This window comes from Paenibacillus sp. HWE-109, assembly GCF_022163125.1.
Taxonomy (GTDB): Bacteria; Bacillota; Bacilli; order Paenibacillales; family NBRC-103111; genus Paenibacillus_E.
Genome location: NZ_CP091881.1, coordinates 3,024,293 through 3,041,568, shown reverse-complemented (window position 1 = coordinate 3,041,568; position 17,276 = coordinate 3,024,293). Strand labels below are relative to the sequence as shown.

The 17,276-nt window shown below is 45.7% G+C and carries 17 protein-coding genes; 12 read left to right on the top strand and 5 right to left on the bottom strand.

Annotated elements, in window-relative coordinates; translation table 11 throughout:
- Nucleotides 1-15 precede the first annotated feature (15 nt).
- A complete protein-coding gene (locus LOZ80_RS12455) occupies nt 16-840 on the top strand; it encodes a polysaccharide deacetylase family protein (RefSeq protein ID WP_238171737.1) in 825 nt (274 codons plus the stop codon).
- A 161-nt stretch (nt 841-1,001) separates the two neighbouring features.
- Nucleotides 1,002-1,184: an S-layer homology domain-containing protein gene (locus LOZ80_RS12450; RefSeq protein WP_283214757.1), complete on the top strand. Its 183-nt coding sequence runs from the start codon at nt 1,002-1,004 to the stop codon at nt 1,182-1,184.
- A 183-nt stretch (nt 1,185-1,367) separates the two neighbouring features.
- Here the strand turns inward: LOZ80_RS12450 and LOZ80_RS12445 are convergent, their stop codons facing one another.
- The 4 genes from LOZ80_RS12445 to LOZ80_RS12430 all read right to left on the bottom strand — a co-directional run bounded on the left by LOZ80_RS12445 (nt 1,368) and on the right by LOZ80_RS12430 (nt 3,329).
- Nucleotides 1,368-1,865 carry a DinB family protein gene (locus LOZ80_RS12445; RefSeq protein WP_238171735.1) on the bottom strand — a complete coding sequence of 166 codons (498 nt, stop codon included), beginning with the start codon at nt 1,863-1,865 and terminating at the stop codon, nt 1,368-1,370.
- A gap of 61 nt (nt 1,866-1,926) precedes the next feature.
- A complete protein-coding gene (locus LOZ80_RS12440; RefSeq protein ID WP_238171734.1) occupies nt 1,927-2,232 on the bottom strand; it encodes a putative quinol monooxygenase in 306 nt (101 codons plus the stop codon).
- A gap of 39 nt (nt 2,233-2,271) precedes the next feature.
- Nucleotides 2,272-2,910, bottom strand: a complete 639-nt coding sequence (locus LOZ80_RS12435) for a nitroreductase family protein (protein ID WP_238171733.1) — start codon at nt 2,908-2,910, stop codon at nt 2,272-2,274.
- Nucleotides 2,907-3,329 carry a MarR family winged helix-turn-helix transcriptional regulator gene (locus LOZ80_RS12430; protein ID WP_238172969.1) on the bottom strand — a complete coding sequence of 141 codons (423 nt, stop codon included), beginning with the start codon at nt 3,327-3,329 and terminating at the stop codon, nt 2,907-2,909. The genes LOZ80_RS12435 and LOZ80_RS12430 overlap by 4 nt, the downstream gene beginning before the upstream one ends.
- Nucleotides 3,330-3,385: 56 nt before the next feature.
- On the opposite strand from LOZ80_RS12430, the gene LOZ80_RS12425 reads away from it, so the two are divergent.
- From LOZ80_RS12425 to LOZ80_RS12420, 3 genes are all read left to right on the top strand, one after another.
- Nucleotides 3,386-3,766, top strand: coding sequence for an Ohr family peroxiredoxin (locus tag LOZ80_RS12425; RefSeq protein WP_238172968.1), 381 nt, complete (start codon nt 3,386-3,388; stop codon nt 3,764-3,766).
- Between the two features lie 146 nt (nt 3,767-3,912).
- The gene (locus LOZ80_RS39160; protein ID WP_283214756.1) at nt 3,913-4,044 is read left to right on the top strand and encodes a hypothetical protein; all 132 of its coding nucleotides are present in this window, start codon (nt 3,913-3,915) and stop codon (nt 4,042-4,044) included.
- 263 nt (nt 4,045-4,307) lie between these two features.
- Nucleotides 4,308-9,143 carry an S-layer homology domain-containing protein gene (locus LOZ80_RS12420; protein ID WP_238171732.1) on the top strand — a complete coding sequence of 1,612 codons (4,836 nt, stop codon included), beginning with the start codon at nt 4,308-4,310 and terminating at the stop codon, nt 9,141-9,143.
- A gap of 271 nt (nt 9,144-9,414) precedes the next feature.
- On the opposite strand, the gene LOZ80_RS12415 is transcribed toward LOZ80_RS12420, so the two are convergent.
- A complete protein-coding gene (locus tag LOZ80_RS12415) occupies nt 9,415-10,290 on the bottom strand; it encodes a helix-turn-helix transcriptional regulator (protein ID WP_238171731.1) in 876 nt (291 codons plus the stop codon).
- Between the two features lie 158 nt (nt 10,291-10,448).
- Between LOZ80_RS12415 and LOZ80_RS12410 the strand changes: the two genes are divergently transcribed.
- From LOZ80_RS12410 to LOZ80_RS12380, 7 genes are all read left to right on the top strand, one after another.
- Complete coding sequence (locus tag LOZ80_RS12410; RefSeq protein WP_238171730.1) at nt 10,449-11,426, top strand: aldo/keto reductase; 978 nt, start codon at nt 10,449-10,451, stop codon at nt 11,424-11,426.
- A gap of 260 nt (nt 11,427-11,686) precedes the next feature.
- Nucleotides 11,687-12,373 (top strand): stalk domain-containing protein, encoded by a 687-nt coding sequence (locus tag LOZ80_RS12405; protein ID WP_238171729.1) that lies wholly within the window; start codon nt 11,687-11,689, stop codon nt 12,371-12,373.
- A 269-nt stretch (nt 12,374-12,642) separates the two neighbouring features.
- Nucleotides 12,643-13,317, top strand: a complete 675-nt coding sequence (locus LOZ80_RS12400) for a response regulator transcription factor (RefSeq protein WP_238171728.1) — start codon at nt 12,643-12,645, stop codon at nt 13,315-13,317.
- Nucleotides 13,302-14,411, top strand: coding sequence for a HAMP domain-containing sensor histidine kinase (locus LOZ80_RS12395; protein ID WP_238171727.1), 1,110 nt, complete (start codon nt 13,302-13,304; stop codon nt 14,409-14,411). The genes LOZ80_RS12400 and LOZ80_RS12395 overlap by 16 nt, the downstream gene beginning before the upstream one ends.
- A gap of 47 nt (nt 14,412-14,458) precedes the next feature.
- The gene (locus LOZ80_RS12390) at nt 14,459-15,892 is read left to right on the top strand and encodes a serine hydrolase domain-containing protein (protein WP_238171726.1); all 1,434 of its coding nucleotides are present in this window, start codon (nt 14,459-14,461) and stop codon (nt 15,890-15,892) included.
- A 124-nt stretch (nt 15,893-16,016) separates the two neighbouring features.
- Nucleotides 16,017-16,229, top strand: a complete 213-nt coding sequence (locus LOZ80_RS12385) for a helix-turn-helix transcriptional regulator (protein ID WP_238171725.1) — start codon at nt 16,017-16,019, stop codon at nt 16,227-16,229.
- A gap of 304 nt (nt 16,230-16,533) precedes the next feature.
- Nucleotides 16,534-17,274, top strand: coding sequence for a LytR/AlgR family response regulator transcription factor (locus LOZ80_RS12380; protein WP_238171724.1), 741 nt, complete (start codon nt 16,534-16,536; stop codon nt 17,272-17,274).
- Nucleotides 17,275-17,276: the final 2 nt, after the last annotated feature.

Genomic DNA, 17,276 nt, shown 5'->3' with positions numbered 1-17,276 from the left:
TGCTCAATAATTAGTATGCTTACTATTCTTTTGTTAACGGGGTGTGAGCAAGTTGCTACTCCCGACATTCCTAATGCCCTTGCTTCAGTAAGTCCCGCGGCTTCTCCCGATCCGACTTTTGCAACTAAACCTGTTTCCGATACTGGCGTGCTTCCTGCGAACAATACATCAGCTTCTAACCCGATTAAGGAGCCGGTTGGATTTGAGGTAGGTTCCCCAAAGGAAGAACCCGTGGTATCAGATGAGAAGAAGCAGACTAAGAAATCAGCCTTAAAGCCCATTTATTCGGTTGGAAAAGGTCAGGTGGCCATAACCATTGATGACGGTCCGACGAAATATACGGAGGAACTACTCAAAGTTCTGAAGGAACAGAACATACACGTCACTTTTTTCTTCATTGGACAAAATGCGGCTGCTTTTCCGCAGTCTGTGACCCAAGCTGTGTATGAGGGTCATGAAGTTGGTTATCATTCGGACACGCATCCTCACATGACTCAAATGACTTATGACGAACAGGAAAATGAGTTTAATAGCGGTCTAAATAAACTTGTAAAGTTCGATAAGCACCCGGTCACATTATTTCGTCCGCCCTATGGTGCCTATAACAACGATACCAAGCTTCTAACGGAAGAACACCACATGCAAATGGTGCTGTGGAATGAAGATCCCAAAGATTGGGCAACAACAGACCCTTCCAAAATCGTAAAAAGTGTATTATCCCAAGTTCAATCTGGCAGCATTATCGTCATGCATGATCATCCATCTACCATAGCGGCTTTACCGGATATTATTAAAGGCATAAGAAAGAAGGGATATACATTAGTAACGGTGCCTCATTGATAGGGAATCTGGGGACAGTTTTTGATTAGATACTTGCATTTATATGCAAGTATCTTTTTTACATTTCTCGTGCTAAGCTGTTGTAGGATTTGATAATTCACTGGAAATAATCAATATGACTCAGACTTTATTAAGTTCTAGCAATGTCCAAAATGTAAATTTTGTATACTGACAGTGAGATTCCAGCATGGGCTCACGGAGCGGTTTCCACGATGAAGCAAGTAGGCATTATAGAGGGACGTGGGGACAATAAGTTCGTACCGAACGAAACGGCAACACGAGCCGAGGCTGTGACGATGATCATGAACTTGCTTCATGTGAAGAAACCAAATAACAGAATTTAGAATAGGGAGACCTTTTGTCAGAGGGTCTCCTTTTTTTGATGGAAGAAGGCTGCATGTGTTCTTTATTTAGGCAGTCGGATTCGGAACGCTGTTACTTGATACGGAATGCTCGATATTTCAACACAGCCCTGATGCGCTTCAGCAACAATCGGCAGCCTGTAGATCGGCTAAACTTTAAACGGTTTACGCCGGGAAGCCACCTCCGGGCGGAGGCCAGGCGCCGTAGAAGCGGCGCAGCAACACAATTTCGCCCAGATGATATGAGTTGTGGGACGCGATATTGCGCAGCAGTCCTGCTCGGGTTTCAACGGGGAAATGTGGAAGTGGTTCGTCCAGTTGTGCTGTTTCTGCAATGGTGACAGCCCGGTCGACCCCTTCCAGAAACATCTTGATATCAGTTTGCCAAGACATCTCATCTTGAGGGCTCGTCTCTTCCGGCCAACTTCCCATGACGTTAGCTGGGAGCTGCGGTTTACGTCCTTCCAAATGCTCCAGCATGAATTGCTGCCAGTAATGCATGTGTCTCAACAGTTGATAGATACTATAAGGCATGGCTTCATGTACGCGCCCAGCCAGTTCGGCATCAATGTCCGGTAAAGCGCGGGCAATAGGAATATGTCCGCGTTCCCCGACCAGCGATTTTACTAGGGCTTGTCCAAATAATTGATTTGCATCCGTCATGCGGAATCATCCTCTCCTATAGGCTGCTGTCCAATCTACAGCCTTACTAATACTTTAACAACTAAAGGGTAGGAGTCTCTAGAGGCTCCCCCTTGTACGACTTGATTATCAATGGAGCAGCAAGAAATTCCCGTGCTCGGCTCACGAAAGTTTTGAGATGATCGGACTTATTGTGTGAGGCAACTGCGTCAAGGTTTTCCCATATTTCCACCATTGTGTAAGTGCATTCCTTTTCAATGTCCAAATACAGGTTATAAGCAATATTACCGTCCTCGACTCTGGAAGCGGCAACCAACGCTTTGACTTCCCGTAAAAAATCGTCATTTCTGGCCGGATTTACTTGTAAATTAGCATGTAGAATAATCACAGTTGACACATCTCCTCTGAAATAGGCATGAATTTAGTGTTACTTCCAAGTTGTAACCTGATCGATAGGCAAACGAACCGATGGGTAACCATTGTCTACAGCTTTGCCGATCGATATTAGCATGACTGGAACGTAGCGCTCCGGGTCTAGTCCGAAGGCTTCAGCAATCTTGTCCTTTTCATATCCGCCGATTGCGTTGGTGTCATATCCATGGGCACGGGCAACTAACATTAGTTGCATGGATACTAGCCCGCTATCAATTAGCACGGTTTCCCTGTTTACTTCTGGGGTCATTTGTTCATAATACTTGGATATAGCCGCCAATTGCTTTTCTTTTACTTCCATAGGCATAAACCCGAGTTCCACGGCTTTGCCATAAATCGCTTCTGCATTGTTGATGCTGTTCAAATCACCGAAGATGGCGATAACCGCGGAGGAGGTTTCGACTTGTCTTTGGTTGAAGCGTGAAAGGGGGGCAAGGATAGCTTTGGCTTTGGGGCTTTCAATTATTAGGAAACGCCAAGGTTGCATATTGACGGAAGAAGGAGCCAAGGTGGCCTTTCTAAGAATTTCCGTCATTTCGTCCCGGCTGATTTTAACAGTAGGATCGTATTTTTTAATGGAATGGCGCCCGGCAACAATTTGATTAAAATCGTTTGTGGTTAATGCTGTATTCATTCTTCATTTCTCCCTTTAGTAATATTATTTCGCATGCGTTCAATCATTTGTGAGAAAAGTTTCTGTTCTTCCTCACTAAAACCTTGCAGCAGCTGTGCCATAAAAAGGATCTTTTCTTCTCGGTAAGCAACGATTTCCTGTCGGCCAAGTTCGGTAAGTCTCACCAAGGTGAAGCGATTATCATCTGGATTAATGCGTCGTGTGACAATACCATCCCCCTCAAGTTGTTTCAAATGCCTGGTAATTGCGGCACTATCGATTTGCAACTCTTTTTGTAAAGTGGTCTGATTGATTTCATCGACATGGTAAAGTTTGTGCAATAGCCGAAATCTCGATGGGCTTACACCGGTACAGTGTCCGAATTGAGAGATAAGCTGGATATAGAAGTTTTGAAGTTTATCAATAATGGAATTATCCATTGAATCTTTCAAGCTATCCCACCTACCTTTAATATTAATTGATATATCAACGATTGATGGGTCAATTATATAAATTGGTTGAACACTTGTCAAGAAGAGTGTTAGTGATACAGTGGGAGGGAATGATATCGCATGAAGCAACTAATGTGCGCATGCCTAAAGCGCTAGGCGGCAACGGGGAGGAGGGTACGAATCCCGAGCAGCTGTTCGCGGCCGGGTACGCCGCTTGTTATGACAGCGCGCTGAATTTGGGAACGGACGTGACCGCGCATGTCAGCATCAGCAAAGCTTTCGACGGCGGATTCGAATTAGCTGCCCAGTTGCACGTGAACTTGGACGGAGTCGAGCGGGACCAGGCGGAAGAGCTCGTGAGAGCCGCGGATGGCGTATGTCCGTATTCCAGGGTAACTCGCGGGTATGTAATTATAGCTCTATGAAACAGGCTGCCGACAGCAATGGTTCGGCAGCCTGTTGAACTAACTGGCAGCATAGTTTAGTTATAACTTTTCTCTACATCCAAAATCAGGGTTTTAATGGTAAATAAAGCTATTATGCATCTGGTTGGGTTGAAGGGGTGTTTTGAATGGAGTTGCAAAGAGGAGACAGGTTACCGCTGTATTTTTCAAGTCTTGGTCAGCCGCTGTTTCTCTTAATGGATCAGTCTAAAACTTATAATTTAAAAGCTGAAGCTTCTTCAATTGGAAAATCACGTTAGATCAACGATGCCAGTCTAATATATTATTTTCAACGGACAAAAATAGAACAAACAAGGAGCAAGATCCACAGCGATCTTGCTCCTTGTTCTATCTCCATGATACTGCGCGAATTTGGCTTATTTTTCATTATTCTTTTATTAGCCTTCTTTATAATCAAATGTAGTTGCCATCCAGTTGCAGAAACCTATCCCGATCCCGCTCATTCGACAATTTTCTGCTCTTCATCATCTCGCTTCAAGCGTTATAGTAAAGGAGAAAAACCATGAAAAAATCAGTCTTATGTCTATTAATTGCATTATTTACGTTCGGGACTTCATTCTCGCAGATTCTACCTGTTTATGCAGCTGAGAACGACTTTACTTTTACAGTCGGTTCCAATGGCGCAACGGTTACGGACTACAAGGGTACGGATCTGAATGTGGTTATTCCCGCTGAGTACGCGGGTACGACGGTAACCGAAATTGGGAGATCAGCATTTGATACGTACGGTACGGGCAAACCTAGAATTACGAGCGTCGTGATTCCGAACAACGTGAAGGTAATTCAAACGTATGGATTCCGTTATACTAGCCTCACTTCCATAGACCTTCCAGACGGTTTGTTAACGATCGGCTCAAGCGCATTCGAGAACAATCCGCTTACAACAGTCGTTTTTCCAGATAGTGTGACGATGATCGGCAACTATTCTTTTTATATGAATAAATTGACATCGATTAAATTATCGGAAAATTTGAAGACGATTAATGGCGGGGCTTTCGACACCAATCTCATTACGAAACTTGTCATCCCGGCCGGCGTAACGAGTGTCGCCAGTAGCTCATTCTATAATAACAACTTGACAAGCATAACTGTGTTAGGCGATGCAACAACTTTTGGGACAGGTGTATTTGCGGGTAATCCGAGCAATCTGAAAATATTCGGAATTGCGAATTCTCCCGCAGCCGTTTATGCGTCGAGCAACGGACATACGTTTGTGGACGGAACGGCATTATTTCAAGCGGTCTCTAGTACCAAGTTGTTGTTAAAAAGTTATCTGGTGGGCACCCGCGTAGGACAAGTTCCGGCCAATGCCTACAACGACTTATCGGCAGACTATGACGCAGCCATGCTTTTTATCGACGGAATCGGGAATGCCACCATCGCTTCCGACCTGGCTAACGCCGCAACTCCTCTGATCTCTTCAATCGCGGCATTCAATGCGCAAATTGTCAAAGCCGGCAATCCCGCGGCGTTGGCATCGGCGATCGCAGCGGCACAGCAGGCGTTGTCGGATCATACGCAAGGGGCGAACGTGGGGCAGGTGTCAGCAGGAGCGCGCACTGCACTTCAGTCCGCAACCAATGCGGCGCAGCAGATTCTTGATAACGCGGGCAATTACACGCAGGATCAACTGGATACTGCCGTTAGCCAGATAAATTCAGCGGTTCAAGTCTTTAATGCTGCTGTTATACAAGCGGGTGTTCCGACTGCGCTTGGCGCGGCGATCACGGTTGCGCAGCAGGCGTTGACGGATCATCCGCAAGGGGTGAACGTGGGGCAGGTGTCAGCGGGAACGCGCACCGCACTGCAGTCCGCAACCAATGCGGCGCAGCAGATTCTTGATAACGCGGGCAATTACACGCAGGATCAACTGGATACTGCCGTTAACCAGATAAATTCAGCGGTTCAAGTCTTTAATGCCGCCGTTCTTCAAACGGGCATTCCGACGGCACTTGGCGCGGCGATCACGGCGGCGCAGCAGGCGTTGACGGATCATCCGCAAGGTTCGAATGTAGGGCAGACTTCGGCAGGAACTCGCACCGTGCTGGAAACTGCGATGAATGCGGCGCAGCAGATTCTCGATAACGCGGGCAATTACACGCAAGCTCAACTGGATACTGCTGTTAACCAGATAAATTCAGCGGTTCAAGTCTTTAATGCTGCTGTTATACAAGCGGGTGTTCCGACTGCACTTGGCGCGGCGATCACGGCGGCGCAGCAGGCATTGACGGATCATCCGCAAGGTACGAATGTAGGGCAGACTTCGGCAGGAACTCGCACCGTGCTGGAAACTGCGATGAATGCGGCGCAGCAGATTCTCGATAACGCGGGCAATTACACGCAAGCTCAACTGGATACTGCTGTTAACCAGTTAAATTCAGCGGTTCAAGTCTTTACTGCTGCTGTTATACAAGCGGGTGTTCCGACTGCGCTTGGCGCGGCGATCACGGCGGCGCAGCAGGCGTTGACGGATCATCCGCAAGGTACGAATGTAGGGCAGACTTCGGCAGGAACTCGCACCGTGCTGGAAACTGCGATGAATGCGGCGCAGCAGATTCTCGATAACGCCGGCAATTACACGCAAGCTCAACTGGATACTGCTGTTAACCAGTTAAATTCAGCGGTTCAAGTCTTTAATACGGCTATTATACAAGCGGGTGTTCCAACGGCGCTGGGCGCGGCGATCGCGGTTGCACAGCAGGCGTTGACGAATCATCCGCAAGGTACGAATGTAGGGCAGACTTCGGCAGGAACTCGCACCGCGCTGGAAACTGCGATGGATGTGGCGCAGCAGATTCTTGAGAACGCGGGCAATTACACGCAGGATCAACTGGATACTGCCGTTAACCAGATAAATTCAGCGGTTCAAGTCTTTAATGCTGCTGTTATACAAGCGGGCGTTCCGACTGCGCTTGGCGCGGCGATCACGGCGGCGCAACAGGCGTTGACGGATCATCCGCAAGGTACGAATGTAGGGCAGACTTCGGCAGGAACTCGCACCGCACTGGAAACTGCAATGGATACGGCGCAGCAGATTCTTGATAATGCGGGCAATTACACGCGGGATCAACTGGATACTGCCGTTAACCAGTTAAATTCAGCGGTTCAAGTCTTTACTGCTGCTGTTATACAAGCGGGTGTTCGGACTGCGCTTGGCGCGGCGATCACGGCGGCGCAGCAGGCATTGACGGATCATCCAGAAGGTACGGATGTAGGGCAGACTTCAGCAGGAGACCGCTCTGCCCTGCAGACCGCGATAGATGCAGCGCAGGCTATTGCCGACGATGCGGTAAATCAATCTCAGACTCGTTTGGATGAAGCTACTGTCAGTTTGAACGACGCTATGGCGATATTTGAAGCCGCTTGGGTGGGGATGGTGCTAACCGCATCGGCCAATGATTTGTACGGTACGAGCGACACGCTTCGCTTTACGGTATTTTATGGATACGAAGTAACCGTGACCGGGACACCGGTCGTTCCCATCATGGTTGGAGACAATTCCGTCACTCAGACGGTATATGCCCCATATATGGGAGCGCGCGGCAAGGCAGTGAGAAAACTTACTTTCGAATTCGAAGTTCCTGCTGGGCTCGCGGATGTTGACGGAATTAATGTTGCTGCATCATTGGAGCTCCCGAACGGTGCAAGCATCGTTCGCACCTCCAGCGGACGCCCGGCTTCGCTAACTTACGTAGCACCGGACGCGAGTGGAATACGTATCGTGGCGATACCGCCCGAAGTTGCCCTGACGGTTGCACCGAACGGATCGGAACGTAAAGCGATCAGTGTGACTGCAAGCGTGTACGGCGCAGCTGCGGGAAATGCGCTGACGCAGCTCCGTTGGCTGCCTGGAAGTCTTAGTGGGGTTGATTTTGCCGGCGGAACGAAAGGAACCGATATTTTGGCCACACCTCAATTCACCATTACTGCCAACGGCGACTATACCGTTTATGCCCTAGACGAAGCAGGCAATGAAGCAGTGAAAACCATCACTGTTACTGGGATCTCAACCCCGTCTTCGTCGGATAACGGCAATCGACCGGTCACATCGGGGACGACTGTGAAGTTAAATCCGAATGGCAGGATTACAACTCTTGTCGATCCATCCGACATTAAACAAGTCAAGCGTTCGGACGGCACGGTGATCGAGCAAGTCATCCTCCCCGAACGGACGAGGGAGCAAGTGCTGGAACTCCTGAAAGATGCGAAGGAACCGTTTGTCAGCATTACAATCGGCAATCGGGAGCAAGCAGTACAGGCACAGTTTCAAGCTGACTGGATCGCGGATATGGTCAAAGCTTATCCTAATACAATTATCGAGGTGAGGTTGAACGATTCTAGCTACCAATTGCGGTTAAGCGTGATCGATCTGATCGGCTTGGCGGAGCGTCTCGACGCGGAAATATCGAATATGACCGTGAACATCATACAGGTGCTGGCCAGCGAGCATATTCGACAAGAGATCGATCGGATCGGCGTTTCCCAAGGTTTTGCTGTTTTCTCCGACGTCATTGACTACAAGGTGATGGTCGAAACAAACGGGCAAATGTTGGAGGTGCACGACTTTGGTGGATCGTACTCGATCCGGACCATTAAGTTGGACCGAGAGAAGACGAACCGTAACCTGGTTGCCGTTCAGTATATCCCGGGAAATGGAACCGTCGTATTTGTTCCGTCAAAGATGGAAACCGGTCCAGACGGCACTAACGAAGCGATTCTGAACGTGCCACATAACAGCTTGTACACAGTCGTAAATGTGCAAGCCCGAACGTTCTCCGATTTATCCGGACACTGGGCGAAAGCGGATGTGGAGCATCTGGCGTCCAAGCTGCTGGTGAACGGCGTGGCGGCTGACCGTTTTGAGTCAGAGGGAACCATTACACGAGCGGAATTCTCAGCCTTGCTCGTTCGTGGGCTAGGGTTATCCGTGAAGGAGAGCGAGGTTGGTGTTCGATTTGCGGATGTCCCTGCATCCGCATGGTATGCATCTGCAGTAAATGCGGCAGTGGCTAGCGGGCTGGTAAGCGGCATCGGTCCCGGCGGTTTTGCGCCTAACGACCCAATTACCCGCGAGCAAATGGCCGTTGTGATTGCTGGCGCCTTAACCTTCACCAGCCATGGAACCGGTAGCGATGGGCAAGAGGGAGGCCATCTGGATGCTTTCACGGATCGAGACTCCATTTCTTCATGGGCGCAAGCTGCGGTAGTCCGAGCATCGGAAGACGGCATTATGAACGGGATGGAAGACGGACGCTTTGCCCCGAGGGAGTATGTAACGAGGGCGCAGGCAGCGGTTATACTAAAAAGGTTCCTGCAATATGTGCATTTTATCGATTAATCAAGCAGAGTAATCCATCCAAAATTAATCGAGATACTTATTCATAGAATCGTCTGTATAACGATAGTGAAGGAGCTTGCCTCGTGGCAGCTCCTTTTTGTCGTACAAGTCACTGGCAGCATGATTCAGAATAAGCACCACTATTAGGCTGCCGCAGCAAGATCGGGTAGCTTTTATTTTATCTGGGTTCTGGGAATATATGAGTGAAAACAAATTCGTACATATAAAGAAGGGAAGAAAGTATCTATAGTACAAGATGCATTTCTCTGCTTCAACGAAGTACTCCCAGCTGCAATTCCTTTGTGTCAGTCTCGTACGTGGATGAAGCAAGATGATTGAGCTTCTCCAACGTATTTCCCAGTGGAAGTGGGATATATAGCAAAATTTTCAGCTCAGGGAACTCAGCGATCAATAACGTTGTTTGTCTCAGGAACAAACTTCCTACAACAGGATGGTTCAGCTCTTTGTTGCCATGAGTGATCTGAATATCGTGCAAAGCCCACCATTCCCGAAACTCCAAGCTGGCTTCGCTTAAGTCGTGTATAAACTGACTAAACCACGGGTTATCTGCGTATTGGTCGCTGGTCGCTCGAAACAAGGCTTGACCGTTTTTCGCTTCTCTTTCCCAGTTTATAAGCAGCATACGTTGTGAAGGATTGGTAAAAACATACCATATTAAGTTGAGATCCCTTTCAGAACGCTTTGAATAATCACCAAACACCCGGTTCGCCAAAGAGTTCCACCCAACAATATTCCATTTGTAATCAACAGCATACGCCGGACAGGTATCCCAAGAATCCAATACGCTTTGAAGCAGGTTATCATACTCCAATGACTGTTGAGTTAAATGCTGAATCGTAACCGTGTCCAACGCCAAATTGAACAGATGCCTTCGTTCCACCCAATCCAATCGCAGCGCTCTAGCGATGCTCTCCAGCACTTGCGTCGAGACGTTTATATCACGCCCCTGCTCCAGCCACGTATACCAAGAAACGCTAACTCCGGCAACTTGCGCCAACTCTTCTCTTCTTAACCCTGACGTCCTTCGTCTTGTCCCTATCGTAAATCCGTGTTCCAAAGGATCCAGACGCTCTCTGCGCGTCCTTAAAAAGTCTCCCAATTCCGAACGCCGACTGTTCGCACTCATTTAATCCACTCCTTATAAGGTAAGGGTGTTCCCCTTAACCTGGTGTTACTGCACCTATGATAACTAAACTCATCGTTAGCCAGTTGTATCTGTGGCATAATCATAGCACAGCACAGGTGACACAGTACAAATTCAATCAAATAGGAGAGATGATAAACATGAAATATCGGAAATTAGGGAAAAACGGACCGGAAATCTCTGTGATCGGTTTTGGAACTTGGGCTATTGGCGGCGGAGACTGGGTGTTCTCATGGGGCGAACAAAACGATCAATTGTCGCAAAATAGTATTCGTGCTGCACTTGATGCTGGCATTAACTTTTTTGATACGGCTGCTGTTTACGGAATGGGTCACTCCGAAGAAGTGCTCGGTAAGGCGCTTAAAGGCAGTCGCGAGAAAGCCGTCATCGCTACTAAGTTTGGTCTAGTCTGGGACGATAAAAACAATATAACCCGCAACGGAACATACGGTTCGATCATTCGCGAAGCGGAAGATTCCTTGCGCCGTCTCGGCACCGATTATATCGATTTGTACCAAATGCACTGGCCCGATACTGATGTTAAAGCACCTCTTGAAGAAACAATGCGAGCCATGGAGAAGTTGGTTCAGGAAGGTAAAATACGTTATGTAGGAGTCAGCAACTTCCCGATCGCACTTCTTGATGAGGCTTTGGCGGTCAGACATATTGATTCCCTGCAACCGCCATACTCCATACTTGCTCATCAGGTGGAGTCCGATCTTCTGCCGTATTGCATAGCTAAAGGAATCGGCGTACTGGCTTATAGTCCGCTTGCATCGGGCCTTCTCTCGGGCAATTATACTTTCGACTCTCGCTTCGATGAGCAGGATTGGCGATCGAAATCCCCTTCCCATACCGGGGAAAGTTTCATGCAAAATATCGCTATTGTCGAACAACTCAAAGACGTAGCCGAACAACTCGGCATCACAGTTTCCCGATTAGCCATTGCTTATGTTCTTGCGAATCCTCTCGTAACAAGTGCTCTTATTGGGGTACGTAAGCCCGAGCATATTTTGAATGCATTGGCCGCTGCCGAAGTAACACTGGATGAATCTGTGCTTACAGAGATAAGAAGTATTGCCAAAAGCGCCCGAATCGTAATGCCTATCAACGAATAGTGTATTCAAATGCCAAATTGAGTGAAAATAATAAACTCGATTGATATCGGAATACGATAGTTCAATCAACTGCAACACGATGCTGCCGCGGGATCGTCCGCGCAGCCTCTTTAAGTTATCGGGCAGTAGAGTATAATTTGTAAAATCATGGAACTTATGTGAACATTGAACGTCTAATTGATTAGTTAAAACTTGCTGAAGGAGACAGGCAAAAGAGGTATTGGGAAAAAAATATACAAAGGATACAAGGTGAATAAAAAATGGGATGGATGAAAATTGCGGTTATAAGTGTTTGCAGTATGGCGTTTGGGATTACCAGCTATGCGTCGGGAGGTGTGGAAAGCATCCAGGCTTACTTAAACCATGATTTCAAATTTACGCTCAATAATAAAACTTGGGTACCCAAAGACAGTGATGGTGCCGTACTAACTCCAGTCATTATTAATGGTACATCGTATCTGCCAGTTAAAGCAGTCGTTGAGGCAACAGGCGGAGAAGTCCAGTGGAATGAGGCAACGAAATCCATTGCGATAACATCTGCTAATGGAAACGAAGCAACTATTAGTGAAAGAGAACGGATGATAATTGAAAAAATAAACGAAATAAAAGAAAAGTTAAAGTTGGGTTTAACTAAAGAAAAGGTGAAATCATTATTTAGAGAACAATTGGAGCTTGCGGATGTTAATGGAGATTTAGAAAATGGAAGTGACTCCTATTGGAAATACAATTTTTTCAAAGACCCTAATTATACAGGTGCTTTACCTGACCACGTTCCTGATGAAGAAGGTCTGAAGAACAAAAAAATTGGAGCTAATTTATTTATCGGATGGAAAAATAATGAATTATACCTTTATTCAATATCCTATTTTAATCCTAAAGCTAATAAAGTCTACATGTATTTATTGAATCCTGATGGTTCAACTTCAGATAGCCCAATTAATCCTTAGACAAGCGGTAGAAAAACATGATCTTCTTAAAACGCCAACCGGCTCAAGGAAGAGAAAGATTGTTAAGCTAACGGAAACTAAAGCTCAATCATGACATACGGCCGCCGGCACACTGCCGGCGGCCGTTGTCCGTTGAAGTAACAGGCAGTATAGTGGAATAGATGAGGCTTAACTCAGCTACCTGCAGGGGGGGAGCGCCGCTTGGGATGGCAAACGATTTTTGTTATGCTGGATATAAAAGATTTGAAGTGGGGAGCAGGGAATGCCATATGAAAAAGATATTGATTATAGATGATGAAGCCGATCTACGAAAACTGTTGACGGACTACTTTGAAATGAATGGGTATTTCGTTATGACGGCGAAGAACGGCAATGAGGCGTTGCGACAAATTGAAAATCAACCGGACCTTATTTTGCTGGATATCAATATGCCTGAACTTAATGGTCTTGAATTATGCAGGAAAATCCGGTGCTTTGTGTCCTGCCCTATTTTATTTCTAACAGCCCGCGTTGAGGATGCGGATAAAATATCTGGGTTTCGGGCCGGAGGGGATGATTATATTCTAAAGCCGTTCAGTATCCATGAACTGGGCGCAAGGGTAGAGGCGCATTTACGCAGGGAAGTGCGCAGTCAAAATAAAACGTCGATAAAGTTTAGTGAAGATTTGATCATAGATTATTCAGCTCGTGCGCTTTACTTCCATGACGTGCAAATTTCCATGGCTAAAAAGGAGTTCGATATTATAGAGCTGTTGTCGACACATCCCGGAATGGTATTTGATAAAGAGCGGATTTATGAAAAAGTATGGGGCTTGGACGATGAAGGCGACAGTGCCGTGATAGCGGAACATATCAGGCGAATTCGTTTCAAATTGAAAGAGCATGGCTGCGAAAACAGGATAGAAACCGTCTGGGGAGTAGGATACAAATGGCGAAAATCTTAGGCTGGATGCGACTGAAGCATATGACCTTGCTGCAATCATTCATCTTTTTATGCTGTCTTACGCTCATCACCGTTCTAGTCATCATCATATTAGAGTTTAGATGGGCGGAAAACATACGGCTACGATTTGCCGACCATTCTTCCGTAAACAATTGGGTGTTACCTTCCCTCGTTGCGATGGTACTATTTACTGTTGCCGGCGGTATTGTCCTGATGGCCAGCCTCTTTTATAGATGGAAACTGAAAAAGCCGCTTGAAATACTGATGAAGGCATCGGAGAAAATATCGGCGAATGATTTGGGGTTCCATATTTCTTATGAGGCCAAGGATGAGTTGGGCGAGCTATGCCGTGTATTTGAAAAAATGCGCGCACAATTGGAAAAAAATTATAGAGATCTTTGGCGATCGGTTGAGGAACGCAAACAACTTAATGCTATTTTTGCCCATGATCTAAGGACGCCCTTATCTGTCCTGAAAGGATATTCCGAGTTTCTGACCACCTATCTGCCTCAAAACAACTTATCCGAGGAAAAAATACTGGACACGATTCAAACCATGAAAGTCCATATTGTACGTCTTGAAAGTTACACTGATGCCATGAATTCGATTCAGAAGCTGGAGGACATGCCGGTACACAGCCATGAGCTTGAAATGGATCTTCTGACCTCCTTGCTAAATGACATCGCCCGACAAATAACCGGACAATTTGGCAAGACTTTCGGTTCTTCCATTGCTGCGGATTCGAAAAAAATAGCTGTCGATATACATTTGGTGATGCAGGTTTTTGAGAATTTGATAGCTAATGGAGCGCGTTATGCTGTCGGTAATGTGAGTATTCATTATAATGTCTGCAAGGGGTTTTTTTCCATAACAGTCACGGATGACGGCGTCGGTTTTTCTGACGTAGCGCTTCAGAAGGCCGTGCTTCCTTTTTATCGCGGAGAGGTATGGGATGCGAATTCGCATCATGGACTGGGACTTTATATAAGCAAAGTACTGTGCGAAAAGCATGAGGGGAGTCTGCATGTAGAAAACAGCTCCGATGGTGGCGGAAACGTAACAGCAAGTTTCTTTATGGGGTTGATAAATAGTTGAAAATTATCCATTAGCATTTCCTTATCATGTGATTAAGGGGTGCTACTATGACAATAGTGCAAAAGAAAATATGTCTGTGCTTGAGTTGTTTACTACTAATGTTGACAATCTTGGCTAAACCTGTTTTCGCAATTGAAATCCGAAACAAAAATGAAATACAGCATGAAATTGATGACTACGTCAAAAAAAACATGAAAGTCAATCATATTAAGGGCGCGGCTCTTGCAATAGCCAATAACGAAGAGTTGTTCTATGCTCAAGGCTATGGTGCTTTTTCAGATGGTCGCGATATAACCGGCAGTAGCCTCTTTCCCATTGCTTCATTAAGCAAATCATTTACGGCACTAGCCGTCTTGCAGATGGTGGAAAAAGGACTAATCGACCTTGATGCGCCATACACATCTTACTTTCCCGACCTCTCACCTGAGGACGAACGTGTTCGCAATATTACGGTCCGGAATTTGCTGAATCAGACAAGCGGTCTTAATGACAAAGTGAATCCCGACATGACAAATTCCCCTCAATATCAATCGCTGCAAGAGATTAACCAATCGTTGAATACGGTAAAGCTTGCTATTGATCCTGGAACAGCCTTTAGCTACCACAATCCCAACTATCAATATTTGGCTCTTCTTGTGGAGAAAGTAAGCGGACAGAGCTTCTCAGCTTACCTGGAAAAGAATATATTTGAGCTTTTAGGAATGGGTCATACCTTCAACGTCAGTACCACACAGCAAATCAATGAGAATCCTGCCATTCCGCGGGGACACTATTTATTATTTGGCTATCCTGTAAACCAAGCCGAACCCTTCTGGTTTATTGACGGTCCCGCCGGTATTATGTCAACTGCAGAAGACATGACAAAATGGATGCTTGCCCAATACAATGGCCGTCTTCTAGCCCCAGAGCTGATGGAGCAATACCATAAAGCCGGACAGAGCGGCCCGTATGGAATGGGGTGGCTTGCAGAAGAGGATGAACATTGGGGCCGGACGATTTCCCATAGTGGAATTTTCTGGACGTATAAGGCGGAAGAAACGATATATTTGGATCAGCAGTTGGGCATCACGATGATGTTTAACTCCGGTTTAAACGCTTTTGTCGATTATTCAACTTTTGTTGACGGGATCGCACGGATTATAAAGGGCGAAACAGTCGAAACCTCTATGTTTAACAGCAGAAACATGGAAACGGTTATGATTTTGCTGGTAATTGCGACGATTTTTTTGGGTGTCTATACACACTCTCGTATCAATAGGAGTAAAAAGGACATTGCGACCGGAAAATTGATTATTTCATCCGTCGGGAGACTGCTCCCTATCTTGCTTCTCTTGCTTCTGTCACCACTAACTACATTTATTGGCGCTGGGCGAGTTTTACCTTGGTTCGGACTATGGACTACCATGCCATCTCTAATTATTTGGCTTGTTGCATTATCGCTGGTAAATATAATGATTTTGGTATGCCGTTTCAAATTGTGAAAGGGCATGGAATCAAGGGGCAGTATCATTTTTGCAAAGTCAGCTTTACATTATAGGCAAAGCATACTACACTATAAATGCAAAGTAAACTATACATCTGGTGGGGAGATCGAGGACCAAGGCCATGAACACGAGGATTCAGGAGTTGCGTAAAAAGCACAAGATCAGTCAAGAGGAGCTTGCACTCGCGGTCGGCGTAACGCGTCAGACGATAACTTCGCTCGAGAACGAGAAGTATGTTGCCTCGCTCGTGCTGGCTTATAAAATTGCGAAATATTTTCACTTAAGGATTGAAGATGTGTTTGATTTCAGTGATGTGGAGGTTGGAGAGTCATGACAGAGTTTCGGACGGTTTTAACGCGGAGCTGATCATGGAAAAGGCGAATTCTTTGAGTTTGTACGTAACTTTGTTTTCCGTCTCTTTGGCGGCGATTGTATTCGGCTTCTTTAACGTTACGATTTCGATAACTCTGTTCGCAGTACTGATCCTGATCCTTCTCACAAGGATTTCCACAAGCCAATATTACAATCGAAAGTTTTAAGAAAAGCAACTTTCCAAAGATATATAAGAATTTAGAGATATTGAATGAGCGGGAGAAGGAAGTTGTGGTAAGGTATTGAAAATGAGAGGTGTATCATATTTGTATAGAGTGGCTATTTGCGATGATGAGGAAAAACAAAGAGAGCTTGTTAAAAGTATCCTCATTACTTTGTCGATAAAGACAAATATAGATTTTGAAATTGAATTATTCAGCTCGGGAGAGCAATTGGTATCCAATTATGAGCTCCAAGGAACTCCATTCCATATTTTAATTTTGGATATTGAAATGGGGGGGATGAACGGGATTCAAACAGCCCGAAAAATAAGAGGGTTAAATAACTTGGATGAACAAATTATTTTTCTGACAAGCTATCCTGAATATATGGTGGAAAGTTTTGATGTCATGACATTTCAGTATTTGATAAAACCCATTGCTCCTTCGATCTTGGAGGAGAAAATGATCAAGATATGCCAATACTTTCAAGCACTGGATAAAAAATTTATGGTTATCAAGTCAACCTATGAAGAAATCGTTTTAAAATATGATGACCTCATTAGTATTCAAGCTGCCAAAAGCCTAACAATAAAAAGTAAACTACATTTTACGACCACTAATCAAACCTATGAAAGCAAAGGCATCATTTCAGATTATGCTTTGGCCTTGAAAGACTGTAACTTCTTGCAAATCCATCGTTCTATTATTATTAATCTGCTTCATGTGAAGAAATTTGCTAGCGGAGTTGTTCTAATGTCCAATGGGTTGGAATTACCCATAGGTCGTTCTAAAATTAAAGAGGTTAAAGATACTTACACCAAATTTATGATTATGAAAGTCGATTGAAA